13 protein-coding genes are annotated in these 15,733 nt (G+C 61.6%); 12 read left to right on the top strand and 1 reads right to left on the bottom strand.

Translation table 11 applies throughout. The features are described 5' to 3' along the window. The first annotated feature begins 38 nt into the window (after positions 1–38). The 9 genes from RA302_RS05950 to RA302_RS05990 all read left to right on the top strand — a co-directional run bounded on the left by RA302_RS05950 (position 39) and on the right by RA302_RS05990 (position 12,148). Positions 39–1,946: an alkyl sulfatase dimerization domain-containing protein gene (locus RA302_RS05950; protein WP_166501932.1), complete on the top strand. Its 1,908-nt coding sequence runs from the start codon at positions 39–41 to the stop codon at positions 1,944–1,946. 17 nt (positions 1,947–1,963) lie between these two features. After that, entirely contained in the window at positions 1,964–2,944 is a 981-nt protein-coding gene (locus RA302_RS05955; RefSeq protein ID WP_166501933.1) for a linear amide C-N hydrolase, read from the top strand. A 104-nt stretch (positions 2,945–3,048) separates the two neighbouring features. Continuing rightward, complete coding sequence (locus RA302_RS05960; protein WP_166501934.1) at positions 3,049–4,380, top strand: MFS transporter; 1,332 nt, start codon at positions 3,049–3,051, stop codon at positions 4,378–4,380. 46 nt (positions 4,381–4,426) lie between these two features. Continuing rightward, positions 4,427–5,620, top strand: a complete 1,194-nt coding sequence (locus tag RA302_RS05965) for an anhydro-N-acetylmuramic acid kinase (protein ID WP_166501935.1) — start codon at positions 4,427–4,429, stop codon at positions 5,618–5,620. Further along, positions 5,617–6,492: a MurR/RpiR family transcriptional regulator gene (locus tag RA302_RS05970; protein WP_019747531.1), complete on the top strand. Its 876-nt coding sequence runs from the start codon at positions 5,617–5,619 to the stop codon at positions 6,490–6,492. Before RA302_RS05965 ends, RA302_RS05970 begins: the two co-directional genes overlap by 4 nt. Before the next feature lie 71 nt (positions 6,493–6,563). Continuing rightward, positions 6,564–7,481, top strand: coding sequence for an N-acetylmuramic acid 6-phosphate etherase (gene murQ, locus RA302_RS05975; protein WP_166501936.1), 918 nt, complete (start codon positions 6,564–6,566; stop codon positions 7,479–7,481). Beyond that, complete coding sequence (gene nagB / locus RA302_RS05980; RefSeq protein WP_166501937.1) at positions 7,482–8,261, top strand: glucosamine-6-phosphate deaminase; 780 nt, start codon at positions 7,482–7,484, stop codon at positions 8,259–8,261. It abuts the gene before it with no gap. A 215-nt stretch (positions 8,262–8,476) separates the two neighbouring features. Next, positions 8,477–9,766 (top strand): FAD-dependent oxidoreductase, encoded by a 1,290-nt coding sequence (locus tag RA302_RS05985; RefSeq protein ID WP_238054163.1) that lies wholly within the window; start codon positions 8,477–8,479, stop codon positions 9,764–9,766. An 84-nt stretch (positions 9,767–9,850) separates the two neighbouring features. Continuing rightward, complete coding sequence (locus RA302_RS05990) at positions 9,851–12,148, top strand: serine/threonine-protein kinase (RefSeq protein WP_166501938.1); 2,298 nt, start codon at positions 9,851–9,853, stop codon at positions 12,146–12,148. 27 nt (positions 12,149–12,175) lie between these two features. On the opposite strand, the gene RA302_RS05995 is transcribed toward RA302_RS05990, so the two are convergent. Next, positions 12,176–12,484, bottom strand: a complete 309-nt coding sequence (locus tag RA302_RS05995; protein WP_024487387.1) for an amphi-Trp domain-containing protein — start codon at positions 12,482–12,484, stop codon at positions 12,176–12,178. A 73-nt stretch (positions 12,485–12,557) separates the two neighbouring features. On the opposite strand from RA302_RS05995, the gene RA302_RS06000 reads away from it, so the two are divergent. The 3 genes from RA302_RS06000 (at position 12,558) to katG (ending at position 15,709) form a co-directional block, all read left to right on the top strand. Further along, positions 12,558–12,890, top strand: coding sequence for a hypothetical protein (locus tag RA302_RS06000; protein WP_060938297.1), 333 nt, complete (start codon positions 12,558–12,560; stop codon positions 12,888–12,890). A 116-nt stretch (positions 12,891–13,006) separates the two neighbouring features. Beyond that, positions 13,007–13,450 (top strand): Fur family transcriptional regulator, encoded by a 444-nt coding sequence (locus RA302_RS06005; protein WP_019747524.1) that lies wholly within the window; start codon positions 13,007–13,009, stop codon positions 13,448–13,450. Positions 13,451–13,486: 36 nt separating this feature from the next. After that, positions 13,487–15,709: a catalase/peroxidase HPI gene (gene katG / locus RA302_RS06010; RefSeq protein ID WP_238054142.1), complete on the top strand. Its 2,223-nt coding sequence runs from the start codon at positions 13,487–13,489 to the stop codon at positions 15,707–15,709. The last annotated feature ends 24 nt before the right edge of the window (positions 15,710–15,733 follow it).

The raw sequence follows: 15,733 nt of genomic DNA on the forward strand, positions 1-15,733 counted from the left end.
ATGGGGTATCTGATCGTCGTATCCGAGCGGGGAGAGCCATGTGCCAGACACCTAAGGACGCAACACCGGCCACCGTGGCGGTGAACCGCGAAGCGGTCACGCGGTACGCCATGGATGACCGGCAAGATTTTGTCGACGCGGATCGTGGCTTGATCGCACCGTTGCCTGGCAATGTTCTCGGCGACGACGGGCATGTGGTCTTCGACCCCGAGGCATTGGCGTACATCGGTGACGACGTTCCGACGCCGGACACCGTCAATCCCAGTTTGTGGCGCCAGAGTCAGGTAATTCGCCGGGGTGGGCTCTACCAGGTGACGGATCGCCTCTACCAGGTGAGAAACAACGACATCGCAAACCTGACGGTCGTCGAGGGTGACGAAGGCCTGATCATCATCGACTGCATGGCGGGAGTCGAATCAGCGCGCCAGGGCATGAAGATGATTCGCGAGCACGTCAGCGACAAGCCGGTTGCAGCGATCATCTACACGCACACCCATATCGACCACTACGGCGGAGTCAAAGGCATTATCGACGTCGAGGACGTTGCATCGGGAAAGGTGCCGATCATCGCGCCGGGCACGATCGCATCGTTCGACAAGTTCGCAATCGGCGAGAATGTTGTCGCCGGCAATGCCATGGCGAGGCGGTCGTTCTATGCCTTCGGCGGATTGCTCGACCTCGGTCCGAAAGGGGCGGTCTCGTGCGGGATCGGCGTGCTCAGCACCAAAGGCCCTCAGATCTCGTATATTTCCCCCACCGACGGCATCACCGAAACCGGAACGAAGCGAGAAATTGCGGGTCTGGAGTTCGAATTTCTCTATGCACCCGATACCGAGGCTCCGGAGGAGATGCACATCTGGATCCCCGAACTCGCTGCACTGACGTGTGCGGAGAACGCCAATCATTCACTCCACAACATCCAGACCCTGCGCGGTGCGCGTACCCGCGATGCCCGCAATTTCGCGCGATACCTGGACGAGACTTTGGAACGGTGGGGCGACGACGCGGCGGTTCACTACGGACCGCACACCTGGCCGGTGTGGGGCAACGAGAACCTCGTTGGCTTCATCGAATCACAAAGGGATACCTACAAATACATTCACGACCAGGCGCTCCGGCTGGCGAACAAGGGATACACGCCGCTCGAAGCCGCCGAGGTGATCGAGCTACCCGAGGAGCTCGGCCGCAAGTGGCACAACCGCGGGTACCACGGAACTCTGCATCATGACGTGCGTGCCGTGTACACCAAGGAACTGGGAATGTGGGACGGCGATCCGGTGACGCTTCATCCACATCCACCGGTCGAGTCGGCGAAGAGGTTCGTCGATCTCCTTGGGGCGCAGAAGATCCTGGATGAGGGTAAGCGAGCATTCGACGCCGCAGACTACCGGTGGGCGGCAGAGATCCTGCACAAGTTGGTGTTCGCTCAACCGGAGAACACCGAGGCGAAGAACCTTCAGGCTGACGTCTACGAGCAGATGGGGTATCAAGCCGAGGGGCCTCAGTGGCGAGGTATCTACCTTTCGGCAGCGTTGGAATTGCGTGAGGGCTCGCAACCCCCGCCGTACATCACTGCGAGCGAAGACAGCGTCCTCGCGATGCCCATCGATATCTTGTTCGACTTCGTAGCAGTGCATCTCATCGGAGACAAGGCAACTGACGTCGACCTCCACATCGATTTCGTGTTCACCGATCACGACGACGAGACCTGGACGGCCTGGGTCAGGCGCGGCGTCCTCAATGCCCGCCGGGGAGCGGCGTCGAACACACAACTGACGGTGTCCGGGCCGAAAGCTGCACTGATCGGCGCACTTCTGCAACCGGGCGCGGCTGCGGAACTTGCCAAAGCCGGGAAGATTACGCTCACCGGAGACGAAACGGCGCTGGAGACATTGGGAGGGTTGCTGGATACCTTCGATCCCAGTTTCAATATCGTCACGCCGTGAGGAAGGGATAGTTTTCGATGTGTACACGCTTGGTCTACTTGGGGCCCAACGACACTGTGATCACTGCTCGATCGATGGATTGGAAGGTTGATCTCGGAACTAATCTCTGGGCATTTCCGCGGGGCATGACGCGAGAGGGTTGCGCGGGTCCGAACTCGATTCAGTGGACGTCGAAATACGGAAGTGTTGTCGCAACGGCCTACGACATGTGCACAACCGATGGGGTCAACGAGGCAGGACTGTCTGCAAATCTCTTGTGGTTGGTCGAGTCCGAGTACCCGGCATACGACGGCTCGACTCCGGGTCTGTCCATCGCAGCGTGGGCGCAGTATGTTCTGGATTGTTTTGCGACAGTTCAGGAAGCAGTCGAGGTGTTGGCAGCGGAACCGTTCACCGTCGTGACTGCTGCTGTTCCCGGTGAAGACCGTCTCGCTACCCTTCACATGTCACTCTCGGATGCCAAGGGAGACAGTGCGATCATCGAATACGTCGGTGGACGCGCGACTATTCATCACAGCCGTGAGTACCAGGTGATGACAAATTCTCCGATCTTCGATCAGCAACTCGCGGTCAACGAGTACTGGAAGCAGATCAACGGGACTGTGATGCTGCCCGGAACGAACCGTGCCGCTGACAGATTCGCCCGCGCGTCGTTCTACGTGGATGCGATACCGCAGACGGACGATCCGCGGTCCGCGTTGGCGTCGACGTTCAGTGTCATTCGCAATGTCTCGGTGCCGCTGGGTATTTCGACTCCAGACGAGCCCAACATCTCGTCGACCCGCTGGCGTACGGTGGTCGATCACAAACGCGCGCTCTATTTCTTCGAGTCTGCGATGACCCCGAATACGTTCTGGGTGGATGTGGCGTCGATGGATCTCGGGGAGGGGACGCCCGTCCGCAAGCTCGGGCTGGGCCCGAACGAGAGCACGGTCTACTCCGGAGACTCCACCGACCAGTTCGAACGGGCGGAGGCATTCACGTTCGCAGGAGCGTAGGGATTCGGGGACCCACGAAAACCCAATTGTGAAACTTCTTGACATTTCTACTCCGTTCAGATGAAACTTTGTTGCATATTCGGGTTTCGTCAACGGAGGACGGCATGGGCATCACAGTGCAGACACGGAACGATGGTGCGCAGCTCAAACGGCGCAGGGCGCTCGTCGCCGGCTCCGTCGGAAATTTCATCGAGTGGTACGAGTTCGGTGTGTACGGGTTCTTCGCGACGATCATCGCGTCGAACTTCTTCAGCGCCGACGGCTCCGGCGACCTCGAAAGCCTGATCAAGACCTACGCGTCGTTTGCGCTGGCCTTCTTCTTCCGCCCAGTGGGGGCTGCGCTGTTCGGCCGACTCGGTGACCGCATCGGCCGGCGCCCCACCTTGGTGATCGTTCTTCTGCTGATGTCGGGTGCGACGACCCTGATCGGTGTGCTCCCCACCTACGAGAGCGTCGGAATTCTGGCACCGCTGCTCTTGACGGTTCTTCGGGTCCTCCAGGGACTGTCGGCCGGAGGCGAGTTCGGCGGCGCGGTGTCGGTGATGACCGAGTTTGCGCCCCCGGGACGACGCGGACTGTACGGGTCGTGGCAGTCGTTCACGGTCGCGCTCGGATTGCTCGCCGGTGCCGGAATCGCGGCGCTCCTCGCGACAGTTCTCGACTCCGGTCAGCTCAACGACTGGGGCTGGCGCATCCCGTTCCTCCTTGCACTTCCGATGGGCCTGGTTGCCCTGTGGCTCAGGCTCCGACTCGAAGAAACGCCGTCGTTCGAGCGTGCCCGCGCAGTCCAGTCCGAACCGACAGTTGATGCGGCGACGCCGGTAGCGCAGCCGACCGTCGGCGAGACCGCCAGGGCGATCCTGCTCGGCATCGGTCGGTTGATGGGCTGGTCTGCGGCGGGTTACACGTTCCTCGTCGTGATGCCGACTTATCTTCAGAGTTCACTCAACGCGACATTCCATCAGGCACTGGTTGCTTCGGTACTTGCCAATGCCGGCTTCGCGGTGACGATTCCGCTCGCGGGCGGGCTCAGTGATCGCATCGGGAGACGCGCGGTCATGCTCACCGGCACCGTTTTGATCTTGGTCCTTGCGTTGCCGCTGCTCAACGTCCTGCAGAACGAGCAGACGTCTCTGACCGCCAAGGGATTTGCAGTGTTTGCCGCCGGCGCCGCAGTGGGACTTGTCGCCGGACCCGGACCCGCCATGCTCTCCGAGATGTTCCCCACCTCGGTCCGGTACACCGGATTGGGACTCGCATACTCCCTGTCCAACGCGGTCTTTTCGGGCTGCGCCGGTCTGATAATCACATGGCTGATCAAGGAAACTTCCAATCTCGATATTCCGGCCTACTTCGTGATGGCAACGTGCGCCGTCAGCGCGATCGCTTTGAGTACCTTGCGAGGAAATGCCCACAAGCGGGCACTCGTCGACTGACCGCAGCTTGCCCGAATGCCGAAACGATCCGAGTAAGGGAAATTTCATGAGAGTCATCGGCCTGATGTCCGGTACTTCGTACGACGCTATCGATGCTGCCGCAGCAGATATCCGGATCGACGGGGACACTCTTGTGCTGACCCCACTGGGGATGGTCAGCGAACCATATTCCGGTGAGTTGCGGGCAGCGGTGGCCGCTGCGGTACCGCCTGCGTCCACCACTGTCGGTCAGATCTGCCAACTCGACACCGAGATCGGGCAGGCATTCGCGGCCGTGGCTGCGCGGGCGAACGCGGAACTGTGTGGCGGCAGTGCGGAATTGATCTCCTCACATGGGCAGACGATGTTCCACTGGGTCGAAGGAGCGCAAGTAAAGGGCACTCTCCAACTCGGGCAGCCGGCCTGGATAGCCGAGAAGACCGGATGCACCGTCGTGTCGGACCTGCGCTCTCGCGACGTGGCGACGGGTGGACAGGGTGCACCATTGGTCAGCGCGTTCGACGTATTGTGGCTCAACGGAAGAACTTCGGGTTCCGTCGCGCTCAATCTCGGTGGCATCGCCAACGTTACTGCTCCGGGTGGCGGCGGTACGACGGCAGATGGTCCCGCAGTACCGATTGCCTTCGACACCGGCCCGGCAAATGCGCTGATCGACGCGGCGGTAAGCGAATTCACTGCGGGGGAGCAGTGGTTCGACCTCGGTGGCGCTCTGGGTGCAGCCGGCACGCCGAACGTCGATCTGCTCGCACATCTACTGAGCGAACCGTATTACACGCAGCCCGCTCCCAAGAGCACGGGCAAAGAATTGTTTCATCGGGACTATCTGCTCGCCGCTCTGCGGGGCTACGAGTCGTTGTCTCTGGCAGACATCGTCGCGACTCTGACTGCACTGACGGCCCGGACCGTCGCCGATTCCGTCAAAGCACTCGCGGCCTCCGAAGTGGTGGTGTCAGGTGGTGGCACCAAGAACCCGACGTTGATGGCGATGCTCCGTGACGAACTGGGCGACATCGCGCTTGTCTCTTCGGACGAACTCGGAGTCACCTCCGACATCAAGGAAGCATTGGCTTTCGCGGTTCTCGGCTTCCTCACCGCACACGGATTGCCCGGCAGTATTGCTTCGTGCACCGGTGCGCGTCACGCAAGTGTGCTCGGATCTTTGACGCCAGGAAGCCGTGGCCTGCCTAGAATCACATCGGTGCCGTCAGCTCCGAAAACGATGCGAATCGAGGCGTTATGACTTTGGACCGGAGTGCTCCGGCGTCCGTCGACCTGCTTGCTCGTATTCGCGCATCACTGAGCAGCCTCTCACCTGCCGAGCTGCGGATCGCCGAAATCATCGAAGCCGACCCCAGCCTGGCGTCCACACTGACGGTCAACGATCTTGCCGAACGAGCGTCGACAAGCACGGCGACAGTGGTCCGCACAGCCAAAAGGCTCGGCTTCGAGGGGTATCCCCAGCTTCGTCTGGCATTGGCGGCCATCAGCGGTTCCGCGTCAAGTGATTCGATTCCACTCGGTGTGGACATCGTTGCCGCCGACTCTGCCAGTGAAGTCATGGCCAAACTCGCCGAGTTCGAATCCGAACAACTCAAGGGCACAGCACAATTGACTGACCCTGTTGCACTCGAAGCAGTGGTGTCGCGGATTCGATCCGCCCGCCGGGTCGAGGTGTACGGCATCGGCGCGTCAGGCATCGTCGCGCAAGACCTCACGTTGAAGCTCTCGCGGATCGACGTCAACTGCCGGGTTCATCTCGACCGAGACGCGGCGATGGTCAGCGCCAGTTTGCTCGGACCGGACGACATAGCAGTGGGAATCTCGCATTCCGGCGAGACTTCTGATGTGGTCGAACCGCTTGCCCTTGCCCGTCGTACCGGGGCGTCGACGGCCGCGATCACCGGCGGGGCGCGGTCGACGCTCGCTGTGCAGTCACACCACGTTCTACTCACTGCCGGTAGAGAATTCGGTTTCCGGTCGGCAGCAATGGCAAGCCGCACCGGCCAGTTGTTGGTAGTCGACACAATTTTTGCGATGGTCGCGCACTCGCTGCCGAGCGCCCTGTCTGCGCTGCAACGAAGTCATGATGCCATTGCTTCGAAGCGTCACTGACGAGGAGTCGTCGCTGTGATTACTGACGAGGAGTCGTCGTAGTGAAATTTGATCGAGGAGGACTCGCCACAATGCAATTGGACATGCTGTCTACCGAGAGACCGAACCCTCTCACCCGCGATCTCGACGTCATGTCGGTGTCGGATCTGCTGACGGTGATGAACCAGCAGGACGCAATCGTGGCCGACGCGGTCGCGGCGGTGTTACCGGCCATCGAAGCCGCAGTCGATTCGATCGTCACCGCTCGGGCACAAGGTGGTCGGCTGATCTACCTGGGAGCTGGGACCAGTGGGCGTCTGGGAGTGCTCGACGCAGTGGAATGCCCTCCGACTTTCGGGACCGATCCAGGTGAGGTCATCGGCATCATCGCCGGTGGCCCGGGAGCGTTTCTCAACGCCGTCGAGGGAGCAGAGGACGATCCGCGAGCGGCTGGGGCCGACCTCGACGCAATCTCGTTGAACGCCACGGACGTCGTGGTGGGTCTGGCGGCGAGTGGTCGTACTCCCTATGTCATCGGGGGACTTGATCATGCCCGCGCACTCGGCGCCGCAACAGTGGCAGTCTCGTGCAACCGAAATGCGGCAATGAGTTCGCACGCCGGAGTGGCCATCGAAGTGGAGACCGGCCCCGAGATCCTCACCGGATCGACGAGGCTCAAGGCCGGGACTGCACAGAAGATGGTGTGCAACATGCTTTCGACGGCAAGCATGGTCCGTTCCGGCAAGGCGTTTCACAACCTGATGGTCGACCTTCGGCCTACCAACGCCAAACTGGTCGATCGTGCAAACCGGATCGTCGCGGCAGCAACCGGAGTGGATACCGAGATCGCTTCGGAGACCATCGAGAATGCCGACGGTCATGTGAAGGCAGCGGTCGTCATGTTGTTGGCCGAATGTGACTTCGCCGAAGCATCCCAATTGTTGGATCGCGCTTCGGGTTCCGTACGCGAAGCCATCGTCGGAGCCGGCAAGAGCAGAGAGGAAGCCTGAATGGAAATCGTCATAGTTCCCAGTCCGGAAGACGGCGGGCGAATCGCTGCCGACATCGTTTGCGGCGCAATCGAAAACGGAGCCCGGACGCTCGGCCTCGCGACGGGATCGTCACCGCTGCACACGTATCGGGAGCTGATCAAGCGGCATCGAGAATCGGGAGTGTCGTTCGCGGCGATGAGCGCGTATCTTCTCGACGAGTACGTAGGTCTCACGCCCGATCAGCCGCAGTCCTACGCGCACACCATCCGCACGGAACTCGTCGATCACCTCGACATCGACAATGCGCGAGTGTTCAGCCCCGATGGCGGAGCCGACGATCCCAGTGAAGCTGCACGGCGTTACGACGCTGCCATCGTCGACAACGGTCCCATCGACGTGCAGATTCTCGGCATCGGTCTCAACGGGCACATCGGCTTCAACGAGCCGTCCTCCTCACTCACATCGCGTACCCGAGTGAAGACCTTGACCGAAAGGACCCGCGCCGACAACGCGCGGTTCTTCGCAGACCCAGCCGATGTGCCGCATCACGTGATCACGCAGGGTCTCGGAACCATCAGTGATGCAAAGCATCTTGTGCTGATTGCGGAGGGGGCGCGCAAAGCCCCCGCGGTCCGGGCTGCGATTGAAGGTCCGGTGTCGGCGTTCTGCCCGGCATCGGTACTTCAGTTGCATCCGCACGTGACAGTCGTCGTCGACGAGGCAGCGGCCGGTGAACTCCAACTAGCGGACTTCTACCGCTACACAACCGAGCACAAGCCGGCCGAGCAGGGCTACTGAAAAGCGGGTTACTGAAAAGCGGGCTACTGAAAAGCGGGCTACTGAAAAGCGGACTTGATCTCCAGCGCAGTTGAGGTCCTAGCCTCGGGGCATGATCAACGCTAGAGGTTCAGCGGTATCCCCGCCGGCGCCCCGGATTTTCTCACCACCGCTCAGGGGTCGCGATCGTCGGAGCGGGGCCGGCGGGAATCCACGCTGCCGGCGCTCTCGCTGAACTGGCTCCTGGCACCAAGATAGACATGTTCGAGCGTCTACCGACGCCGTACGGACTCGTGCGCTACGGTCTCGCCCCAGGGCACGCCGAGTCCGAAAAGTTCGTCGATTCTCTGCACACCGTGCTGGTCGCCAGTGACTTCCGGCTGTTCTGCAACGTAGAGATCGGAAAGGACCTTTCCGTAGAGGACCTACGTTCTTCCTACGACGCGGTGATCATTGCAACCGGTGCGCCGCGGGATGCACTACTCGACATTCCAGGCGTCGAGCTTCCCGGTTCATTCGGGGCCGCCGATTTTGTCGGTTGGTACAACGATCACCCCGACGCCCCCCAACATTGGCCCATGCACGCCGAGTCGGTGGCAGTGATCGGCGGCGGCAACGTCGCGCTCGATGTCACGCGGATGCTCCTCGCCGAGGCGCAACCGCTGCAGGCCACGGACGTCTCCGACGAAGTTCGGGAAGGGATCGCCGGCAGTCGCGTTCGTGAAGTACACATCTTTGTCCGGCGCGGACCCGCCGACGCTCGATTCTCCCCGAACGAGTTGCGCGCTCTCGGTGAACTACCCGGCGTAGATGTTGTCGTCGATGCTGCCGATGTCGCGCCGGACCGGCATATCGAGCGGATGACAAAACAGTTGGTGCACACCCGACTGGCAGTCGAGACACTCCGTAGTTTCGCGGACACTGCGCCTGCCGACCGAACTGCCCAGCGTCGAGTTCACCTGCACTTCTACCGACAGCCCGTGGAGATTCTCGGTAACGGGAAAGTCGAGGCACTCCGCGTCGAACGGACTGACCCCGACGGCTACGGTCACGTCACCGCCTCGGGTGTCTGTACCGACTATCCGGTTCAAGCTGTGTACCGGGCAATCGGATTCCTCGGCACGCCACTTGCCGGGGTGCCCTTCGATCACGGGCGCGGCATAGTTTCGCACCGGAGCGGCGCGGTGGTCGACGAGAGCGGTCTACCGATCGCGGGCTTGTTCGTGACCGGTTGGATGAAGCGCGGTGCCGCGGGGCTGATCGGTGCGGCGCGGCCCGACGCTCGCCAAACAGTCGAAACGATGCTGCGCCAACTTGATTCGTTCGGCGGGCGTCGGGTAGATCGCAGCCGGATCGAGGAGGTCCTCGCGGCCGGCGATCTGTTTCCCGTCGATTGGGAAGGATGGCTTCGTATCGACGCCGCCGAGAAGGACCTTGGTGTCGAGCACGGACGTCCACGCGTCAAGATCGGTGACCGCGAAGAACTCGTTCGTATCGGCACGAAGTCGGCAGTTCACGCCGAATAGATTCGCTGGGGTCAGAGGTACCGCCGGGGTTACGCTGAAATGAGTCGCCTCGATTCATCGTGCTCGAGGTGCGGAGCAGAACTCATGAATGAACGTGGTGCGCAGGCCAGTGACGCGACGGTCGCGAGCGGGCCCCTGACCGAACGGGGCACCGTCACCGAGTTGCGCCTGTCCGCACTGCCGGTAGTGCTCGGTGAATCGAACGATGCCGACGGTCTCGGGCGCCTGGTCGGGGACTGGGAGGCGGGACGAACCCCGTCCGACCTGAGTGAATATCTGCCCGATCCAGCCAAGATTCGTCGGGGCGCGCTGATCGAACTGGTCGGAATCGACATGGAGTACCGCTGGCTGAAGAATGACGGTCCGAAACGACTCACGGAGTATTGCGCCGAGTACCCGGAATTGCTCGAAGAGCCACTACCGGCCGAGCTTCTGTACGAGGAGTTCCGGCTGCGGAAGCAGGGCGGGGAGGACGTCGTAGCGGCCGAGTACCTCAGCGAGTTCCCTTTGCAGGCAGAGGGTTTCGAGCGGTTGTTCGACCGTGATTCGATGGCCGGCCGCGAAGACGTGATGATGTTGGGGCTCTCGGGTTTCGACGAGTTCGAGATCGGGCAGCGCCTCGATGATTTCGAACTGGTGTTGGAACTCGGGCACGGTGCATTCGCCCGAGTGTTCCTGGCACGGCAACTGTCGATGCAGCGGTGGGTTGCGTTGAAAATCTCGCGCAACGTCGGGGTCGAGCCGCAGACTCTCGCCCAACTCGACCATCCCAACATCGTTCGCGTCTTCGATCAACGGCTGCTCGAGGAACGCGCACTGCGAGTTCTGTTCATGGAATACGTGCCAGGCGGGACCTTGCTCGACGTGGTCAAACTTGTCCGCGTGACACCGCAGGCTCAGCGGTCCGGACAACTACTTCTCGACGCCATCGATCAGACCCTGGCGAAGAAGGGGGAGATGAAACCGAGCGAGACGAGTTTACGTAACGAGATCGCAGCGATGTCGTGGCCGGAGACCGTGGCCTGGATGGGAATGAGACTGGCCGACGCCCTCGAGTACGCGCGTGAGCACGGCGTACTACATCGGGACATCAAGCCGGCGAACGTACTTCTCAGTGTCGAAGGCATTCCCAAACTCGCTGACTTCAACGTCAGTTCGAGCGAGGAGGTCTCGACCGAGGACGCTGCCTGTTTTGTCGGAGGCTCGCTCGCCTACATGTCTCCAGAGCAGTTGGAGGCCTGTGCCGTGGGGTCTCCCGGCACACTCGACACCCGTAGTGACATCTATGCACTCGGTGTGATGCTGTGGGAACTCCTCACCGGGAGTAGGCCTTTCACGGACGACGGCACGGGGGAGAACCCACCGTCGCCCAAGAAGGCGCTCGAGGCACGTCGGCGTGGAGTGGATCCCGCGGCCGAGGCCCGGTTACCGGACGACTGCCCGCCGGCGCTGCGCCGAGTACTGGTGAAGTCTCTTTCGCCCGAGAGAGACGGAAGGTGGTCTGGCGGACGAAAGCTTGCCCGTCAGTTCGCACTGTGTCTGGACCGGTCTGCCCGGAACCTGGTGGACCCACCGGAAGGGAGCCCGCGTTCGACGTTGTGGAAGTGGGCACTGCCGATTCTTCTGGCCGCGATCGGAATTCCGAATCTCCTGGCGGCGGGCTACAACTACTACTACAACAAGATGCTGATCATCTCGGGACTCTCGCCGCAGGCTCAGCAGCACCTCGAGCAGGTTCATCTGGTCATCGGGGTGGCCGCGTTCTCACTCGGTGCCGCGGCGATCCTGTATTGGTGCCGGCTTGCGCTCACTGTGCCTCACGGACTGCGTCACGGTCAGACGTACAGCGCGGAGGTCTTGAACAAAGCCCGTACCGCGACGCTGAACGTCGGACACCGCGCGGTGGTGATCGCATTCGGTCTGTGGGTCCTGGCCGGTATCGCATATCCAGTTGCGTTGCAGATTGCCGCCGGAGGTATTCCGCAACGAGCATACGTGCACCTGATGTCGTCGCTGGCAGTGTGCGGCGCCGTCGCAGTCGCGTATCCGTTCTTCATCCTGACGTACTACTCGGTTCGATGTCTGTATCCGATCTTGTTGTCACACGGCGAGTTACGAAGCGACGACGGGCGCGATATTCGCTCGTTGGGTCGGAGCAGCACGCGTTACCTCGCAGTCGCGGCGTCGGTTCCGCTGGTGGGAATCGCGGGACTCAGTTTTGTCGGTTCCGGGGCCGGCGAGGAACTCAACGCAACCGTCCGTGCGCTGTGTCTGGGCGGGATCGCGGGCTTCATCGTTGTGTATCAACTGTTTCGACGGATCGAAAGTGATCTCCGAGCACTGCTGCGCGTTGTGTCTCTCGAGGTGTCGGCGTCTCCGTAATTGCCTGACAACCGCATCCGGGTTGGCCTATTTGGCAGTGCTCTTGCGCGGTCGGCTGCGACGAACTGCTTTGGTGGGCGGCGGAGACTTCTCTTCTGATTCTTCCTGAGGGTCGTCGCGCCAGTGTATCTCGATTTCTATCTCGACCTCGTTGCCGTCGACTTCGATCTCGAGTTCCCACCGAACCTGTTCCGGAACACTGATTTCGATCGAGTCCCCACCCGACCCCAGTTCCACTTCCGATCCACTGGCGAGGGCCTGGCCGAGGGCGATGAGTCGGTCGGCGACTTCCTGCCGTGAGAGTTGTGACTTCCTCTTGATCTCCAATTTGGGCACGATCACTCCTGACCTCGGCGGATTCTCCCCTTCACCGTAGTTGGAACAAACGGAAGATTGTTACCTTTGGACGATGTCGACCCGCTACCACGTCACCTCCGCCTTGAACCGTGCGTCGATCCAGCGGTATGGATTGGACTGGCGCCGAATGGGCTCCGCTCGCGGAATCGCAGGAAGTCTACGAGCAGAGCAGGAGGGATGCTTCCTCGCCAGCGACGAGGGCGAACGGGACTGGTTTGTCAGAATGAACAACACCGGCGGCGCGGTTGACGTATGGGAAGTCGACGGTATCGACGCTGCATCTCTTGTTCAGTCGCCGGAGGGGCACTACTACTTCCCCGGCGTCATCGCCGCCGCTGAACTGCGACTGGCACAACAAGACATACCCCCAGTTCATCTCCCATGATTCCCGGGCCCGTCCCTCCTGTTCGGAGCGCTGACGAATCGGTCGGCAAATCCGCGTAGGCGAGGATTTTCGCGAAAGTCTGGGTTCAGTCCAGAAGATTGCGCAATAGTGGAAAGGTGCCTTCGACGCCGGATTATGCAGCCCAACTGCGTAACGCTGAGCTTCGCGTGACTCGTCCCAGGGTCACGGTGCTCGAGGTTGTGCATGCACGCCCACACGCAGCCACCGAGACTGTCTTCGATGCTGTGCGGGCTGTTCTGCCGGGGGTGTCGCGGCAGGCGGTCTACGACGTGTTGCACGCTCTCACCGACGCCGGGCTGATCAGGCGGATCCAACCGTCCGGATCGGTGGCGCTGTACGAGTCTCGCGTCGGTGACAACCACCATCACGTCGTCTGCCGGTCCTGTGGGGCCGTTGCAGATGTCGACTGTGCAGTCGGAGAGGCACCGTGCTTGACGCCGTCGGCGCACAACGGCTTCGTCCTCGATGAAGCTGAGGTCATCTACTGGGGCCTGTGTGCCGACTGTTCGACAACTCAGAGTTTGCGATCACACCCGTGATCGAAGTCCGTTCTACTCGCTCATGGAGGGATTACCGTGTCCGATAGTTGCCCGGTTGCTCACGATGGAAACACCGCGAGCACCAGCGAAAGTGAAAACCCCGCGATCCCGTCTCCGACACCGACCGGGAATCGTCCGAGAACCAACCGGGACTGGTGGCCGAATCAGCCGGATCTCTCTGTCTTGCATTCACATTCGTCGAAGTCGAATCCAATGGGTGCCGACTTCGACTACGCCCAGGAATTCGCCAAACTCGATGTCGAGGCGCTCAAGCGCGACGTCATCGCGCTGATGACGGCGTCGCAGGATTGGTGGCCGGCCGACTACGGACACTACGGCGGACTCTTCGTGCGTATGAGCTGGCATGCTGCCGGCACCTATCGCATCGCAGACGGCCGCGGCGGTGGCGGTCAGGGCGCTCAGCGTTTCGCCCCGCTCAACAGTTGGCCGGACAACGCCAGCCTCGACAAGGCACGTCGCCTGCTCTGGCCGGTCAAGCAGAAGTATGGAAAGCAGGTTTCCTGGGCCGACCTGCTGGTGTTCGCAGGAAACTGCGCTCTGGAGTCGATGGGGTTCAAGACCTTCGGCTTCGGCTTCGGCCGAGAAGACATCTGGGAGCCCGAGGAGATCTACTGGGGTCCTGAGGACACCTGGCTCGGCGACGAGCGCTACAGCGGAGACCGTGAGCTGTCCGGACCGCTCGGCGCAGTTCAGATGGGCCTGATCTACGTCAATCCCGAAGGACCCAACGGACAACCGGACCCGGTAGCGGCCGCCCGCGACATCCGAGAAACCTTCGCTCGCATGGCGATGAACGACGTGGAAACGGCCGCGCTGATCGCCGGCGGCCACACCTTCGGCAAGACACACGGTGCCGGTCCGGCCGACCTCGTCGGACCCGAACCGGAAGGCGCACCCGTCGAGCAACAGGGACTGGGCTGGAAGAGCGCCTTCGGTACGGGCGTGGGTAAGGACGCGATCACCAGTGGTCTCGAGGTCGTGTGGACTCCCACTCCGACGAAGTGGGACAACACTTTCCTGGAGATTCTGTACGGATACGACTGGGAGCTGACCAAGAGCCCGGCGGGTGCGTGGCAGTGGATCCCGAAGGATGGCGCGGGGGCCGGCACGATCCCGGATCCGTTCGATTCGACGGCCGGACGTACTCCGACGATGCTGACCACCGACCTCTCCCTACGCCTGGATCCGACGTACGAGAAAATCACACGGCGTTGGCTCGATCATCCCGAAGAATTCGCTGAAGAGTTCGCCAAGGCTTGGTACAAGCTCCTGCATCGCGACATGGGACCGGTCACGCGTTACCTGGGACCGTGGGTTCCCGAACCGCAGTTGTGGCAGGACCCGGTTCCCTCGGCCGATGATCAACTGATCGGGGACGCGGACATCGCGATCCTCAAGAGTCGACTTCTCGATTCCGGGCTGTCCGTCTCACAGTTGGTGTCGACCGCGTGGGCGTCGGCTGCGAGCTTCCGCAGCACTGACATGCGCGGCGGCGCCAACGGTGCTCGAATTCGCCTGGAGCCGCAGAAGAACTGGGAAGTCAACGAGCCCGCAGCCCTCTCCGCGGTGCTTCAGACCATCGAGCGAGTTCAGCAGGAATTCAACCAGGCTGGTGGAGCCAAGGTTTCACTCGCCGACCTGATCGTTCTGGGTGGTACAGCGGCAGTCGAGCAGGCCGCGAAGAACGCCGGACAAGACATCACGGTCTCGTTTACGCCGGGACGTACGGATGCAACTCAGGAGCAGACAGACATCGACTCGTTCGACGTACTCGAACCCCGGGCCGACGGATTCCGGAACTACCTCAAGGGAGGGGAGAAGATTCCGGCAGAGATTCTGTTGGTCGACCGCGCGTACATGCTGTCGCTGACCCCGCCCGAGGTGACAGTTCTGGTCGGCGGACTTCGCGCGCTGAACGCGAACTTCGGCAAGACCGGCCACGGGGTGTTCACCGACCGTCCCGAGACGTTGACCAACGATTTCTTCGTCAACCTTCTCGACATGGGTACCGAGTGGAAGCCGTCGAAGACGGATGAGAACGTCTACGACGGGGTTGATCGGGCGACTGGAGATCCGAAGTACACGGCAACTGCGGTCGACCTTGTTTTCGGATCGAATTCGCAACTGCGCGCACTCTCCGAGGTGTACGCCAGCGAAGACGCGAAGCAGAAGTTCGCCGAGGACTTCGCTGCCGCCTGGACCAAGGTGATGGACCTCGACAGGTTCGACGTCAACTGATTCAGCAGATTAGCCGACGGCGCC

The organism is Rhodococcus sp. DN22 (assembly GCF_036669995.1).
In the GTDB taxonomy this organism is placed as follows: Bacteria; Actinomycetota; Actinomycetes; order Mycobacteriales; family Mycobacteriaceae; genus Rhodococcus_F; species Rhodococcus_F erythropolis.